Origin of the sequence: Ruminococcus sp. HUN007, assembly GCF_000712055.1 — a bacterium.
Lineage (GTDB): Bacteria > Bacillota > Clostridia > Oscillospirales > Ruminococcaceae > HUN007.
In genome coordinates this window covers 370,630-385,235 of sequence record NZ_JOOA01000001.1, presented here as the reverse complement: position 1 = coordinate 385,235, position 14,606 = coordinate 370,630, and the positions used below count along the sequence as shown (strand labels likewise).

Genomic DNA, 14,606 nt, shown 5'->3' with positions numbered 1-14,606 from the left:
GTTATTCATTTTTTTGCACGTGCAAATATGTCTCGTACAATGAAGTATTCATATGAATCAGGGTACTCTTCAACACACTGTTTTTCCTGCAAAACCTTAAAATCGGTTTTATTAGAAGCGATAATAGCTTTCAATAAATCTTTCTGTTCTGCAGTACAATTGTGTGGATTAATCCCTGTATTCCTAAGCCTGCGTTCCAATGAATCAGCTCTCATTTTTTTGGCTAATTCAATTGCATCTTCACGTCTTACTGGTCCGCAGATAACTTGATATCTGAAAATAACGTAGTAATTTTCTATGGTAATTCCTCCTAAAAAATAAAATATGATTTGAACCGTGGCAGTTAAGTAATATGAAATCAGACAAAACCGTAACTTTTCCATCCGCAGTTCTTATAACTGATAAGCACATGTGCAGCCTGAATGATACGGATATATCTTCCGATTATCTTTTCCGGAAGTTTAAGTTCTGCTGAAAGCTTGCAGGTAGTGATTCCCGGATTCAGTTCGATACTGTTGTAAACACTTAATGCCTCGGTAACGCCCTTATAAAAGTCTTCATCGGCATCATCAATATCAAGGATCGCTTTTCCCGTTCCTCCGTTGTTTAAGATTTTTATCTTGATATGATTATATCACAATCCGGTGTGTCAAAATCAGTACAACGGGAAACGGATATTCAGAAAAATCTATACGCTAATTATACATCTGTCTATTAACAAAGTCAAGAATAACAATATCCATCCTTGACGTACACAATAATAAATGTTATGATTTCATATATGAATAATATCGAATGATTACAAATCCCATAGTTCCGGACGATTTTAATGAAGGTGAGCTTGAATGAAATTCAGTTGTCGCAAAATTTGCGACAGCTTAAACCGAAGGTAATTGTGAGGCAGCAAGCGACAAGGATGATAAGTCCGCATAACGCAACTTAAATTAACGAACTCTGTACACTCCAGTTGGTTGAAATGGACGCAACTGTATGTTACAATATTCATAGAAATCAGATAAGTCACATTGTTCGCACTTATCATACAAAGGAGAGGATTCTATGAAAATTGCGGAACTGAAGAATGTGTGCAAGACCTATCCGGCTTTTAAGCTGAATAACGTATCTTTCTCACTTGAAAGCGGAAAGATAACCGGATTTATAGGCCGTAACGGTGCAGGAAAAACTACTGTCATCAAATCGATGCTGAATCTTGTTCATACTGACAGCGGTGAGATATGCTATTTCGGAAAGCCGCTTTCCGGAAATGAAACTGAGATAAAGCAGCGTATCGGTTACTCGACGGGTACTGTAAGCTGGTATCCGAGAAGGACTATTCGTCAGATAATCGATACCACAAAGCGATTCTATAAAAATTGGGACGAAGAAGCCTGCCGTAAATATATGCAGCTTTTCGCACTGGATGAAAACAAGAAGCCGATGGAACTTTCCGAGGGCATGAAGGTGAAGTGCAACCTGCTTATCGCTCTGTCACACGGTGCTGAAGTGCTGATCCTTGATGAACCGACAAGTGGCCTTGATCCGTTTTCACGCGACGAGCTTATGGAACTGTTTACGACGCTGAAGGAAAACGGCGTGACAATTCTGTTCTCGACACACATCACATCTGATCTTGAAAGATGCGCTGACAACATCGTATATATCAGCCACGGCGAGATCAAAGCTGAATGTGCAAAAACCGATTTCATTAAGGACTTTGGCAAAGAAGACGAAACACTGGAAGAAATATTCTTAAGACTGGAAAGGGAGATGAGATCATGAATGCAATGTTAAGAAAAGAGATGTGTTTAAGCGCATCAGTTTTATCGTATATCTTTCTCGCAGCAGCTGTAATGACACTGATTCCGGGATATCCGGTACTCTGCGGAGCGTTCTTCATCACACTCGGTATTTTCCAGAGCTTTCAGAGTGCCCGTGAGGCAAATGACATCGTTTATTCCGCACTGCTACCGGTTGCCAAGAGCGATGTGGTAAAAGGAAAATTCATGTTTTCGGTAATGATTGAACTTGCAGGATTTCTTCTGATGACGGTGTTTACGCTTATCCGTATGACTGTTCTTTCCAGTTCGGAGGTTTATCATAAGAACGCCCTGATGAACGCAAATCCGTTTTTCCTTGGAATGGCTCTTGTGATCTTCGGTTTGTTTAACATGGTGTTCATAGGCGGATTTTTTAAAACAGCCTATAAGTTTTCACCGTTCGTGACATATATTATCGTGGCATTTCTGACGATAGGAGTCGCTGAGGCTCTTCATCATATTCCGGGATGTGCAGACGTAAATGCCTTCGGCTTTGATCATATTGGTCTTCAGGCAGCACTTCTTTGCGGCGGTGCTGTTATGTTTACAATGCTTACGTTTTTATCATATAAAAAATCATGCAGAACATTTGAAAAAATAGATTTATAATGAGGTGTGCTTAATGCTAAAGGATAATCTGATCATGCTCAGAAAAATGAACGGATACTCACAGGAACAGATCGCAGAAAAGATAGGTATTTCCCGTCAGGCCTATGCCAAATGGGAAAGCGGAGCGACTGTGCCGGATATTGAAAAGGCGTCACAGCTTGCTGAGGTTTACGGTGTTACAATAGACGGTCTGATGAAGACCGAGTCGTTAAATGGTATCGGTACATTACCGCCGGCACCGCGGGGAAAGAATCTGTGGGGCACCGTCACATTAGGAGACCGTGGTCAGATCGTTATCCCAAAGCCGGCACGCGACAAATTCGGTCTGAAAGGCGGCGACCGTCTTATCGTTGCTACAGACGAGGTAGGAATAGCTCTTTTTCCTGCGGAATTTTTTGAAAACAAAATGCAGGAGTTTATGAAGGAGTTATCGAAAGAACACTGATCATCTGAACATAATAGTGAATATTAACGGGTGTCTCTTACTGAGTCACCCGTTTTTTTTCACTGTTGTACTCAAATTGATATTATGGTATAATCAATAGGGTATCGGACAATACGGATATAAGAAAATCTGAACGCTTATCTGTCGAGAACCGATGAGGCTGTACAGAAGAGAACCGGACTGGTACATCTGCATAAGAAAAAAGAAAGCGGGTAATAACAAATGAAATGTATGAACTGCGGCGCTGAGGTAGGGCTGATGGACGAAGTCTGCCCTTACTGCGGAAGTAAAAATATTGAAAGCGCAGGCCACAGGGCGAAGTATAAGTCTTATAAGAAAAAGAGCAGAGAAACCGTAGAGGAAGCTGAAAGAAAATATAACAGTAACAAACCTTTGATAACCGCAAGTATTATTCTGGTATTTCTTGTCATAGGTGTGATTGGTATGACGTTCGCGGCAGAAAAAACTGAGTTTATGGACAGAGATATTGCCCATTCAGAGACTCTCAGAAAAGCAGATGAATTTAAGGGTATCCTTAATGGCTATCTGGAAGCCGGGAATTATGTCGCTTTTTATAATTTTTTCGAGCGTCATAATATTTATGAGACCGATCCGGAATATGAAGAATATAAGCTCCTTAAGCAACTGTCAAGTGAGTACATATATGCTATGAGCAGTATTGAACAACTTGTTATGTACGGTGAAGGATATACGTGGGACAAGGAGTCAGATATAAAAAGCTGCGGAAATAATATCAGTTTTTTTCTATTCCAGTTATGGTTATGCGGAAGATGATCTTGAAGGATATAAGTACAGAGAATATGCGGAGGATATGAAAAATCAAATGAATGCCGCTGTGAAGGTTTACTTCGGACTTGATGATAAAGGTCTTGAAGATTATCTTGCTTTATCTGAAAATGAACAGAAATTATTTATTGAGGAGGTCATCTTAGGTGAATAAGTTAAGAATAGCAGCTGAATATGCTGTGCTTATTGCTGATATCATACTGGGGATAGCTTTTGTTTCACTGCTTGTAACGACTGTGTCAAATTTATCGAAATCAGAGATCTTTCAGAAAAAAGGCACGAGTGATTATATCCTGAAATACATCGAAAGGGAAGACTATGGAGCAGCCGCCAAGATGTCCGGAAGATCGCGGCTTTGGGAACAAATAGATGAGCCCTTGAAGGAATTCTATATGGTCGGTTCTTATGCAGATCTTATGTTCTGGGAAAAGATCTATGCAGAAAGCGGAAGAGGTTCAACGGCAGAGGATTACAGGAAACAGTGCGAAGAGATAAAGAATCTGCTGCCTGAATATGAAAATGTATTTGAAAAAATAGATAATACAGTTGAAAAAGCAGCTTCAAGGTAAGACGCGGGAGGAAATACATTGGAAGAGATGAATGGTAAAATTGTAAACTGTGAGTCCTGTGGTGCCGAATACGACGCTTCTCTTGTAAGATGTCCGTACTGCGGCACAGCGTATGAGCCTGCGGCTGAAGAAGAATATATGGGTAAGCTTGAGAATGTAAGGAATGATCTGGCAAAGCATACGAAAGATGCGGACCGTGACATAGGGAAAACTTTTAAGAAGATCCTTGCCGCCTCACTCATTGTGATCCTTATAGCTGCCCTTTTGAGTATTGCAGCTATGATCATTCCGAAATCGGGCAGCAGGCATGATACAGACGATTTAAACAGCAGAAAACAGGATCTGATCAGGGGAGAGTAGATAAATGAAATGTCCTAACTGCGGAAAGACGATTGGAATAGAGGTCTTAAAATGTCCCGTCTGCGGACATACCAATCCTCTTGCGAAGAAGCATAATGAAAACATAAAAAAAATTTGACAAGCGCTTTAAAGGAACTCAGAAAGATGTGCTTAAATCAGCTGAAAAGACAGAGGGTTTAGGTAAAAGGGGCGGTATTTTTGCGATACTTGTTGTTATTATAGTAATACTTGCTTTTGTCGGGGGGCTTATCAGTGCTGCAGGCGAAGGAGAAACAGATGAAGACAGAAGAAGAGATTCCCTGCGGAATAGTAAGAAATACAGCGCACAGATGAAAGGTTATCTTGAAGAAGGAGATTATATTTCATTTGAAGCCTTTGTACGATATCACAGCATTCCATTCGATTCAGAGCCTTATATTGAATATAAGAGGCTGGATTATGTAGCTGAAAACTACTATGACTGCGTTAAATACTGGGAGAAGGTTCTTTTACGTTCTGACGATCCTGATTACTGGGATTCATCTGAACTGGACATTTCTCACCTCTGCACATCCATTGACTCTTTTATGGATGTATATGCATACAATTCTGAACACGAAAAAAACGAAGAATCAGCGGCATACATTAAAGATATGAACACAGACATTCGTACAATGCTTAAAAGATATCTGAAAATGACAGATAAAGAAGTGGATGAATTTCTTGGATATTCGGAGACAAAAAAAGCCGTGGTCATGGAAGATATAATACTTGGGGAGGTATCTGAAGATGAATAAAATGCTGAAGATGGTCTTCAACATATTAATAGCAGCTGCTGCTCTGGGCGTTATTTTTATGATCTTTATGATAAAGGATGAGATCGTTAAAAATGCAAATAAAGAAGAGAAAAACGTCATGAGGATGTTTGATTATGAGGTAAGTCACCGCGCATACGGTGAGGTTGAAGACACCTATTTTATATATGACGCACAGTTTTTAGAGGTACCCGAAGGTTTTGAAGAAAGCAAGCTTACCGCAGAATACGCAAAGCAGGCATTCATGCTCGGCGTTTATGAAGAAAAAGGCGACGAAAAGAGGGCAGAAGCATGCCGTGACAAAATGGAAGAGATAAAGAACCAGATGGATAAATACCGCTTCACTGCCGACGAGATAGACGAAATGCTGTCAACTTATTAGTACGGCAGGTGAAAAGGTTGCTGCTGCGCAGCAATTATAAAAGGTGTTTTTCATCACTCGTGATGAAAAAATATAATAACAATGGCCGCCTGGTGAGGCGGCCATTGCCTTTGCGTATCTTTCAGAATTGTGCGTTCAGAGGGTATGATGAAAAAATATTTTGAAAATCGTGTCACACTATCAGCACATGGATTGTATGTATATAATGAAAGCAGATCTGTTTTACGAATGTCGGTGTGACATACATCACACTGTACAGTCTCAGAAAAAATTATGACAGGAGTAAGGTATGACCGAAAGCGAACTTAATGACATGCTGAAGCATTCACCTGATGAAGGCCATCGTGCTGTATTTGATCAGTATTACAATTATGTTTATGCTGTCACATTACGCATTCTTCGCGGAACTGTATCCATGAGTGATATAGAAGAATGTGTCATCGATACATTTGCAGATGTTATGCTGAACTACGATCCTGAAAACGGTGGCTCGCTGAAAGCTTACATAGGAACGGTTGCCAAAAGGAATTCAATAAATATGATGAGAAAATCAAACAGAAAATCCTTTAATACTGTATCCATTGACAGTGATGATTTCGGTGAGATCGTTTCCGGCACGAATGTAGAGCATACGGCTGAAAACAGGAATGTTTCCGAGGCACTGATAAATGCGGTAAAGGCGCTCGGCGAACCGGACTCCATAATCATAATACAGAAATACTTCTACGACAGAAAGTCGTCAGAGATTGGAAAGATAGTGGGGCTTTCACCGATTGCGGTACGTGCAAGAACAAGCCGTGCAATGAAAAAACTTAAAAATATTCTCGCAGATTTTTGTTGATAGGAGTGCATAAGTATGAAAGACAAAAGGAGAATAATTAATATGTTAAGAAATGCTGATGAAATGACTCTTGAAAGACTGACTTCAGAATATCCTCAGGCAGAACAGAATCATAAGGATGAAATGTACAAAAAAGTAATTGAACGCATGGACAGTGACGATAATATGGTTGCATGTGAAGTAAGAGATGCAGAAAAATATACGCGCCGTAGTCTGTGGAAGATGGTTCCGGCTGCTGTGCTGAGTATTTGTCTTGTATGCGGAGTGATCGGCGGAGGAATGACCGCACTTAAAAACAACATCGGTACAGTGCCGCTTGCTGAAATACCAGAAGATATGAATGCTTCCGTAACTGAATCTGACGGTGCAGCAGGTGAAACGGATGCCGTACAGGAAGATGCTCAGGTTGAAGTGACGAAGGAACAGTTGTTCTCAAAGATCGCAGACTGCAGTCCGGAGAATTTTGACAGGCTGTCATATTCTTATAATATGAGAACGGAATATGAAACCGGCTGTTACGATGAAAACATCGGAAAAATAAATATTGACAGTACTCAGAAAGTGGCGTCGGGAACAGACAGCAGTACTTATTTCAGAGCTGACGGAAGCGTCATAAGTAAGGATGACGGGATAACATATATATGTAATGGAAAAGACGCAGGAATCGGTGCACATGATATTTTCGATGATGGTGATATATTCAACAAAAGAAAAATGTTATCCGTCAAAGATACCGATTCACTGGATTATGAATTCAGCATCAGAACAGAGCTCGGAAAAAGGCTGTTTGAAAACTTTGATAACTGGGAAATTACCGGTACAGAAGAATACCTCGGCAGAAAATGTGCGGTAATAAGCGGAGTATCAGTAATCCCTGTAAACATTGAATATCATCCGGAGCTTGGAGAACAAAACGATCTCGTCACCTGTGAATATACTGTTACCATCGATACCGAAACAGGTGTATGGATGAAGAGCGACATTAAACATACAGATTACGATAACGGACGCTACATATTCAAAATAACCGATATAGGCTACGGAGAAAATGCAGAGTCTCCGGTTTCAAAGGATGAATTCAGACAGTCTGCACTTGATAACTGTTTCAAGTGCGTATTTGACGAAGAAGGCAAAGGACTTCCGCCGTTTGAACCTGTAGATGAATCCGACCTTGATTTCCTCAATTAAACCATAGTATGTACAAAGAAACCGGCATATCTGAAACCGCGTATTTACGTGGGTAAGATATGCTGGTTTTGCTGTATTCAGGACTTTTTTAACAGACTTATAAACAGACCTTGACAATAGTCGGCATTGCCTGTATGATAAGATATATAATCTGGAAAAAAGTATTGGCGTGAAGATAACATATGAGAAAACGCCGCTTCTCTTTGAATTAACGTTCAAACTGAGATGCGGCGATTGTCATTAATCATTGTTTTTTTGCTCTGATTCACTAATGTGGTTCATTATTAATTCTCTTGTTTTGTTCCATTTCCTGGCGATTTTGAATGACCAGCTGCCACTATAATGGAGAGTATCAGCCTTAAGCTTGGCGGACAGGTAATCATGATTTTTGATGTCGATCAGTATTTGATCAACAGTCATCTGTAATTTTAGTTCTTCTTTATCAGATGCATGTTTCATAGCTATAAAAATGCTTGAAAACAAACCTATTGCTCCCAAAGAAATGAGTGCCGGACTTACGACTCCATTTAAATGATCTATTAAGGTTCCTAATATTATGAAACTTGTACTCACTGTTAAAAAACCAGGTAAAGAAATACTGTTCTTTATGGTGTTAGTTTGATTAATATACGGAACAATAGTGTCAGACTGAGAAGATGAAGTGCTGATTGCGTTATTTGATGCCTGAACAACTTGCGGTATATTTTGTGCAGGATCCTTGCTTAAACTAATGATTCCCCGGTTTCGGGCATTTGGCGGTAAAACATCTCTTACTATTTTATTTCCGCAGTATTTACAATAAAATTCTGGAACATCCATATCTTCTAGCTGCTTGTTGCATATTGGACATTGAAACATATTATTTATCCCTTTCTCACAGTCTCTGTAGTTTTGTGTCATGATCTTTCGATTGTTCTGGAGTATTATCCTTATAGAAAAATTATACAATAAATATTATTTTACGTCAATGGTTTGTGTGTTATTTTCTGCTTAGTTATAAGCAGAAACCCTGAATACCGTTAAGCCGTCTGCGGTCAGTTCGCAGGCGGTTTTCAGTTTAAGAGAGACTGATTTTAAATTTTTTTCGGAATCTTGTCCTTATTTGAATTGTATGTACGAGTATATATAATGAAAGCGATCGCTGAAACTGAATATGGAGGAGGAATGCGTATGACAGATCAGGAGTTCGTTGAACACATGAAAAAATCTCCGGAAGAGTGCATGAAAGCAGTTTTTGATGAATACTGCAATTATGTGTATATCATAGCAGCGACTAAACTCAGAAACTGTGGAACTACGGAAGATATAGAAGAATGTGTGAGTGACGTTTTTACAGAGGTGTTCAGAAAGAAAGATGATCTTGGTGAACGCGAAGGTGATCTGAAAGGATTTATCGGAGTGATAGCCAGATGCAGATCGATAGATATGTACAGAAAGCTCAGTGCAAAAGCAAATAAAACGATATCTTCTGACGATGAAGGCATTATCGAATTATCGTCCGGAGAGAACGTAGCCGAATCTGTCGAGATGTCAGAGCGTAATTCCATCATATTTAATAAGATAAAAGAATTAGGCGAACCTGACACGTCGATTATTGTAAAACAGTACTACTACAATATGACGGTATCTGAAATAGGAAGAGTGCTCTCAATGACTGCGGCTGCAGTACAGAAACGAAGTATCAGAGCAAGAGAAAAGCTTAAAAAGATGCTTTCTGAAGCCGGCATAAATTACTAAGGAGGGATAAGTATGAATATGAAAGATGAAAAGTTCGATGAATTCGACATTGATCCTGAAACGGCAGACAGAATTGCGAAAGAGTACCCGTCCCTGTCAGATTCGGCCAGAGAAAGAATGTTTAATATGATAGAGAACAAAATGAATGTAACAAATAAAGATGAGGCTGATACCAGCTGCAGTGTTCCCGTTGTAGAAAAAAAGAATCGTCTGGGATGGATCATATTCGCAGGCATGGCAGCCGCAGTTGCTGTTATTGCCGGCAGCATAGGCGGAGGAAACTATCTGCACCAGAAACTTAATGATACGAATCCGGTTGTAAGCACGGTAACAGAATCAGAACCTGCATCAAGCCAGACTTCAGTAACAGAACCTGCAGCAAGTCAGTCATCAGTGACAAAACAGACTTCTGTAAGCCCGGTAATAGTAAAGGAAACCGTTATCGGTTCGTCGTTTGCGACAGGAACTGCTTCTGAATCTTCTGTAACAACAAGCACAGCTGAAACTTCTGCAGCGCCTGCGGCTCCTGAAACTCCTGAAACTTCTTCAGCGCCTCAGCCGGAAGGTATTCGCTGTGACCGGATAAATCTGCCTGGTGATTTTTATAACTATATAAAAGCAGGACGTACCGCAGACGGATTCGGCTGCATTGGCTATAATCAGAATCATCAGCTGGCATATCTGCACATCAGCGAAGATATGCAGACATCAGAAGCATTTGTACTTACGCCGCCTGATCACGGAGATTACGATGTTCTTCGTTATCAATGCTATGCATTTGATAATGACGGTGTCTGGGCGATTGTCAACAGGGAAAGTCACGACGGACCTGAACCTGAAGGCGGACGATCATATCTTAATTATGACGAGTATGAGATCTGGGATAACAGCAGAGAGGATCACTATCTTCTCTGTCACTATGCCGGAGACGGAACTCTTATTTCCAGTCTGCCTTTGGACGGCCTTCAGAACACCAGCCTTAGATATTCCTATGCTGAAAGTTTTGTAAGTATGGGGGAAATGCTGTATCTGATGACGCATTCTGATAACCAGGTTTTCAGGATCAGTAAAGAAACAGCAGAGGTCTCTGTTGTTTTAGAAACTGGCAGTGAGAAAAATATCGATAAATACTTTTGCTTTGACCGTGATGACAAGCTTTTGATGCTTCGGGAAAATGTGAACCTTGTTCCTGACTGCGCCTATATTTATAATGCTTCTGTCTTTGAATTTGACATTGCATCCGGCAGCCTCGGACAGACACTCTATTCTACCGCTGACGGCTGGCAGTTAAAAAGCTACAGTATCACGGGACCTGAGTTCAGAGTCGTGAAAGGCTGCGGTCAGTACCGGCTCTTCGTCAGCACAGGCAGCGAATTTATAGGCATACGTGACAACGGCGAACAGGAAGTGATTTTCGACTTTGATTCTGATTTCGTTAATAACAGCACAATAATTGACTGCCTTAAGACAAAGTATTACGAAGGATCTATAAGGAATATTGAGATCATACCTGTTGATGATACACATTTTCTGGGACTTATTTATCTTCCGGCCGGACTCATTGATCGTCCCGGCGAATATCCGCTTACATACGCATTTCGTCTGACTCCACGTTAAGGATCTGCGAGTGAATCAGAGTTTACATAATTAAATGTGTTATAGTACCGGTCATGCAAGGTGACCGGTATTTTTTTATACATTCAACAAAGTCAAGAATAACAATATTCATCCTTGACTTACATAATAATAAATGTTATGATTTCATAGATGAATAATAACTTTGGAATACAGTTGTAAAGAAAAGTACGAAATGAGGAAAGAAAAATGAAAAGAATAATCTCAGTCCTGACGGGACTATGTATGTTCACGGCATTCCTGTGCGGACCTGCGGCGATCACCGCATATGCACTTGACACGCGAGAGGGTTGGGTGCGTGTCACAGAAAAGTCAGGAACCTGCGGAGATAATATAACATGGGTACTCGACACAAACGGGACACTGACCATCAGCGGATCAGGAAAAATGTATGACTATGACAAAGATAACCCGACTCCCTTTTTAGGTGACTATTATCCGTACATTAAGAAGATTATCGTTCAGGGTAAGGTGACTCATATCGGGGACAGTGCATTTGAAAGCTGCCAGGATGCAGTAACTGTGACACTTCCGGACAGTGTTATGAGTATCGGATATCGTGCATTTGCTGACTGCTGCAAAATGACCAATTTCAAGATTCCCTCCAAAGTGACTGTCATCAATAACGAGGCTTTCCGTGGCTGTGGTGGTCTGACTTCGCTGACGATCCCTGAGGGTGTGACAAGCATTGGAGAATGGACTTTCTCTGGCTGTGGTGGTCTGACTTCGCTGACGATCCCTGAGGGTGTGACAAGCATTGGAGAATGGGCTTTCTGTGGCTGTATTGGTCTGACTTCGCTGACAATCCCCGAGGGTGTGACAAGCATTGGAGAATTTGCTTTCGATTCTTGTAAATCCCTGACTTCTGTGAGCATACCGAACAGTGTAAAAGGGATTGAAACTCAGTGTTTCGGTTGCTGCTCAAATCTAAAATCCGTGACGCTTCCGGACAATTTAGAATTCATAGCGGACCGCGCATTCACGGAATGTACGAACCTGAAATCTATAAAAATTCCGGATAGTGTAAAATGGATAGGAGGTTCGGCTTTCAAAAAATGTTCCAGCCTGACATCTGTGAACATTCCAGCTAACGTGTATTTGATCGGAAACTGGGCGTTTGCTCAATGTCCTGGTCTTACAGCAATTAATGTTTCTGCAAAGAATGCGGAATATACCAGCATTGACGGTGTTGTCTATACAAAAGATAAAAAAGAACTGGAATTCTATCCTGGAGGCAAAAAAGGCGCATTTACTGTTCCGTCAACTGTGACGCATATTAACCAGTATTCTTTCTATGGCTGTATGGGTGTGACATCTGTTAAAATTCCGGATAGTGTGTGGAGAATCGAGGAATTTGCTTTCTGTGAATGCGGAAATCTGACCTCTGTGTTCATTCCGGATTCTGTGTCAGCGATCGATAAAGGTGCGTTTGCGCACTGCACTAGTCTGCAGACAGTGAATATTCCGAAAGGCGAAACCGCCATCAGTGACTTTGTTTTTGAAGACTGTACAAGTCTGGCTTCCGTGAACTTACCGGACACATTGATAGGTATTTGCAAGGGTGCTTTTTCAGGCTGCACGAGTCTGAAATCAGTGACGATTCCGGAAAGTGTGATAATGATCCAGGAAGGTGCTTTCGAGAAGTGTCAGAAACTGTCCTCCGTTACGATCCTGAACCCGGAGTGCCAAATAGCTGAGGGAAAAAATACGTTCGCTTCCCAGGGCGATTTTTTCATTGGAGTTTTTCACGGATACGAGGGCAGTACCACCCAGGATTATGCGAAGAACAACGGGCGCGGATTTGTTGCTCTCAGCAACCCCATCCCCGGCGACCTGAACAGCGACGGAAAAATCGATGTAACAGACCTTTCAATTCTTTCTGTCCATCTTCTTGACAAGAACGAATTAACAGCAGCAGCGCGTAAGGCAGCCGACGTTGACAGCAACGGAAACGTAGATCTTGCAGACCTTGCAGGACTCAGACAATTTATTGCAAAGAAGATAGAGAAGTTTTGATCCAGTCTGGTATATTCGTTTGTATCAAATAGATTCATTAGTATACAGATTATAAAGGCACCCGGAGGGTGCCTTTTGTGTGTTAAATAATATTCGGAACGATCCCGTGTTTGATGTGATTACGGTAGAAAACATTCACTCCGAAATAGAACATGGATGTAAACGGACGGATGAGGAAATTTCTTGTAAATATCGTCCGCTTCAGTATGCACCTGTAGGAGTAGACTTCGTTGTACAGATCCCAGTAGGCTTTTGTAAGCTGTTCCGGGGTCATGTTTTTCGGGTAGTGTACCGCTTCACATGAATTGTACGAGTACATATCAGTGTTATATATGCGGTCCTGCTTTTTCATTTCATCGTAATACTGCGTTCCCGGAATCGGCGTTAAAATGTAGAAGCGCGGAACGGTTATATGGTTCCGTTCAACAAATCCGGCAGTTGCTTTTATCGATTCGAGTGTGTCGCCTTCCGCACCTACCACCATTTCCGTTGAAATGTCAATGCCGTGCTTTCGTATTGTTTCAAGCTGGCGGCTGTATCTGTCCGGATGTGCCCATGCTTTCTGCATGCCGACAAGACTTTCACGGCTTATGCTTTCAAGTCCGAAACTCAGTACGTAGCATCCGCTGTCATGAACAGCATTAAGCAGTTCTTCGTCTTCAGCGATGTCGATGGAACACTGCGTCATCCATTTCATTTTCAGTTTCCTTATTTCATTACAGAGCTCCAGCGCGTAGTCGCGGTTTGAAAAGAGGTTGTCATCGAGAAGGAGAAACTGTCTGAAACCAAGTTCCTTTACCCGTTTTATATCCCTGATCACGTCAGGAATGCTTCTTTTGAGATACTGACCGTGGTAGAGACAGTAGATGGAGCAGAAACTGCATGTCTTCGGGCAGCCTCTTCCGGCCTGAACGGGGAGAAAGTTTCCTATTTTTTTGTTTAACAGGAGTTCATACCGCGGAAGAGGCGTTACCAGTTCGGTGAGTTTCTTCCGGTATGTTTTTTTCAGCGTACCGTTCAGATAATCATTTATCATTTCGCCCCAGGTTTCCTCGGCATCACCTATCATAACCGCATCACAGTATTTCTGAGCTTCCTCCGGCATGAGGGATACCATATATCCGCCGAGGATGACGGTCTTTCCGAGTTCACGGAATTTTTTTGCGATGTCGATCGTTCTCATAACGGCATGACCCATGCTGCTGATGCCGATGAGTTCAGCATCGGTGTCGAACGGAACATTTTCGATGGTTTCATAGCACAGTTCCACTTCAAAATCATCAGGAGTGAGTGCGGCAAGAAGAGGGAGGGCCAGACCGACAAAGTAGAGCCTTTTCTTTTTTACAAGGTTGCCGTACTGATCGTATGGTGTAGGCTGTATGAGCAATATTTTCTTTTTCATTTTT

At 41.4% G+C, this 14,606-nt stretch carries 17 protein-coding genes; 14 read left to right on the top strand and 3 right to left on the bottom strand.

Going from position 1 to position 14,606, the window contains the following annotated elements:
- Nucleotides 1-5 precede the first annotated feature (5 nt).
- The gene (locus tag CC97_RS01690; RefSeq protein ID WP_044973448.1) at nt 6-383 is read right to left on the bottom strand and encodes a hypothetical protein; all 378 of its coding nucleotides are present in this window, start codon (nt 381-383) and stop codon (nt 6-8) included.
- A gap of 676 nt (nt 384-1,059) precedes the next feature.
- Between CC97_RS01690 and CC97_RS01685 the strand changes: the two genes are divergently transcribed.
- The 11 genes from CC97_RS01685 to CC97_RS01640 all read left to right on the top strand — a co-directional run bounded on the left by CC97_RS01685 (nt 1,060) and on the right by CC97_RS01640 (nt 7,812).
- On the top strand, nt 1,060-1,779 hold the full coding sequence (locus CC97_RS01685; RefSeq protein WP_044973447.1) for an ABC transporter ATP-binding protein: 720 nt from the start codon (nt 1,060-1,062) through the stop codon (nt 1,777-1,779).
- The gene (locus tag CC97_RS01680; RefSeq protein ID WP_044973446.1) at nt 1,776-2,426 is read left to right on the top strand and encodes an ABC-2 transporter permease; all 651 of its coding nucleotides are present in this window, start codon (nt 1,776-1,778) and stop codon (nt 2,424-2,426) included. The genes CC97_RS01685 and CC97_RS01680 overlap by 4 nt, the downstream gene beginning before the upstream one ends.
- A gap of 13 nt (nt 2,427-2,439) precedes the next feature.
- Entirely contained in the window at nt 2,440-2,871 is a 432-nt protein-coding gene (locus CC97_RS01675) for a helix-turn-helix domain-containing protein (RefSeq protein WP_044973445.1), read from the top strand.
- Between the two features lie 222 nt (nt 2,872-3,093).
- Nucleotides 3,094-3,666 (top strand): hypothetical protein, encoded by a 573-nt coding sequence (locus tag CC97_RS01670; protein ID WP_044973444.1) that lies wholly within the window; start codon nt 3,094-3,096, stop codon nt 3,664-3,666.
- Nucleotides 3,667-3,703: 37 nt separating this feature from the next.
- Nucleotides 3,704-3,832: a hypothetical protein gene (locus CC97_RS21245; RefSeq protein ID WP_278245305.1), complete on the top strand. Its 129-nt coding sequence runs from the start codon at nt 3,704-3,706 to the stop codon at nt 3,830-3,832.
- Nucleotides 3,825-4,247, top strand: coding sequence for a hypothetical protein (locus CC97_RS01665; RefSeq protein ID WP_044973443.1), 423 nt, complete (start codon nt 3,825-3,827; stop codon nt 4,245-4,247). The genes CC97_RS21245 and CC97_RS01665 overlap by 8 nt, the downstream gene beginning before the upstream one ends.
- A gap of 18 nt (nt 4,248-4,265) precedes the next feature.
- Nucleotides 4,266-4,607, top strand: coding sequence for a hypothetical protein (locus CC97_RS01660; protein WP_044973442.1), 342 nt, complete (start codon nt 4,266-4,268; stop codon nt 4,605-4,607).
- Nucleotides 4,608-4,753: 146 nt separating this feature from the next.
- Complete coding sequence (locus tag CC97_RS01655; RefSeq protein WP_044973441.1) at nt 4,754-5,383, top strand: hypothetical protein; 630 nt, start codon at nt 4,754-4,756, stop codon at nt 5,381-5,383.
- Nucleotides 5,376-5,783: a hypothetical protein gene (locus CC97_RS01650; RefSeq protein WP_044973440.1), complete on the top strand. Its 408-nt coding sequence runs from the start codon at nt 5,376-5,378 to the stop codon at nt 5,781-5,783. The genes CC97_RS01655 and CC97_RS01650 overlap by 8 nt, the downstream gene beginning before the upstream one ends.
- A gap of 289 nt (nt 5,784-6,072) precedes the next feature.
- Nucleotides 6,073-6,624, top strand: a complete 552-nt coding sequence (locus tag CC97_RS01645) for a sigma-70 family RNA polymerase sigma factor (RefSeq protein WP_044973439.1) — start codon at nt 6,073-6,075, stop codon at nt 6,622-6,624.
- A 15-nt stretch (nt 6,625-6,639) separates the two neighbouring features.
- The gene (locus CC97_RS01640; RefSeq protein ID WP_044973438.1) at nt 6,640-7,812 is read left to right on the top strand and encodes a hypothetical protein; all 1,173 of its coding nucleotides are present in this window, start codon (nt 6,640-6,642) and stop codon (nt 7,810-7,812) included.
- 240 nt (nt 7,813-8,052) lie between these two features.
- Here CC97_RS01640 and CC97_RS01635 read toward each other — a convergent pair whose 3' ends face one another.
- Nucleotides 8,053-8,631 (bottom strand): hypothetical protein, encoded by a 579-nt coding sequence (locus CC97_RS01635; RefSeq protein ID WP_156036734.1) that lies wholly within the window; start codon nt 8,629-8,631, stop codon nt 8,053-8,055.
- Between the two features lie 351 nt (nt 8,632-8,982).
- On the opposite strand from CC97_RS01635, the gene CC97_RS01630 reads away from it, so the two are divergent.
- From CC97_RS01630 to CC97_RS01620, 3 genes are all read left to right on the top strand, one after another.
- Nucleotides 8,983-9,549: a sigma-70 family RNA polymerase sigma factor gene (locus CC97_RS01630; RefSeq protein WP_044973436.1), complete on the top strand. Its 567-nt coding sequence runs from the start codon at nt 8,983-8,985 to the stop codon at nt 9,547-9,549.
- 12 nt (nt 9,550-9,561) lie between these two features.
- Complete coding sequence (locus CC97_RS01625) at nt 9,562-11,166, top strand: hypothetical protein (RefSeq protein ID WP_044973435.1); 1,605 nt, start codon at nt 9,562-9,564, stop codon at nt 11,164-11,166.
- 207 nt (nt 11,167-11,373) lie between these two features.
- On the top strand, nt 11,374-13,200 hold the full coding sequence (locus CC97_RS01620; RefSeq protein ID WP_049962611.1) for a leucine-rich repeat protein: 1,827 nt from the start codon (nt 11,374-11,376) through the stop codon (nt 13,198-13,200).
- 82 nt (nt 13,201-13,282) lie between these two features.
- Here the strand turns inward: CC97_RS01620 and CC97_RS01615 are convergent, their stop codons facing one another.
- Nucleotides 13,283-14,602, bottom strand: coding sequence for a radical SAM protein (locus CC97_RS01615; protein WP_044973434.1), 1,320 nt, complete (start codon nt 14,600-14,602; stop codon nt 13,283-13,285).
- Nucleotides 14,603-14,606 lie beyond the last annotated feature (4 nt).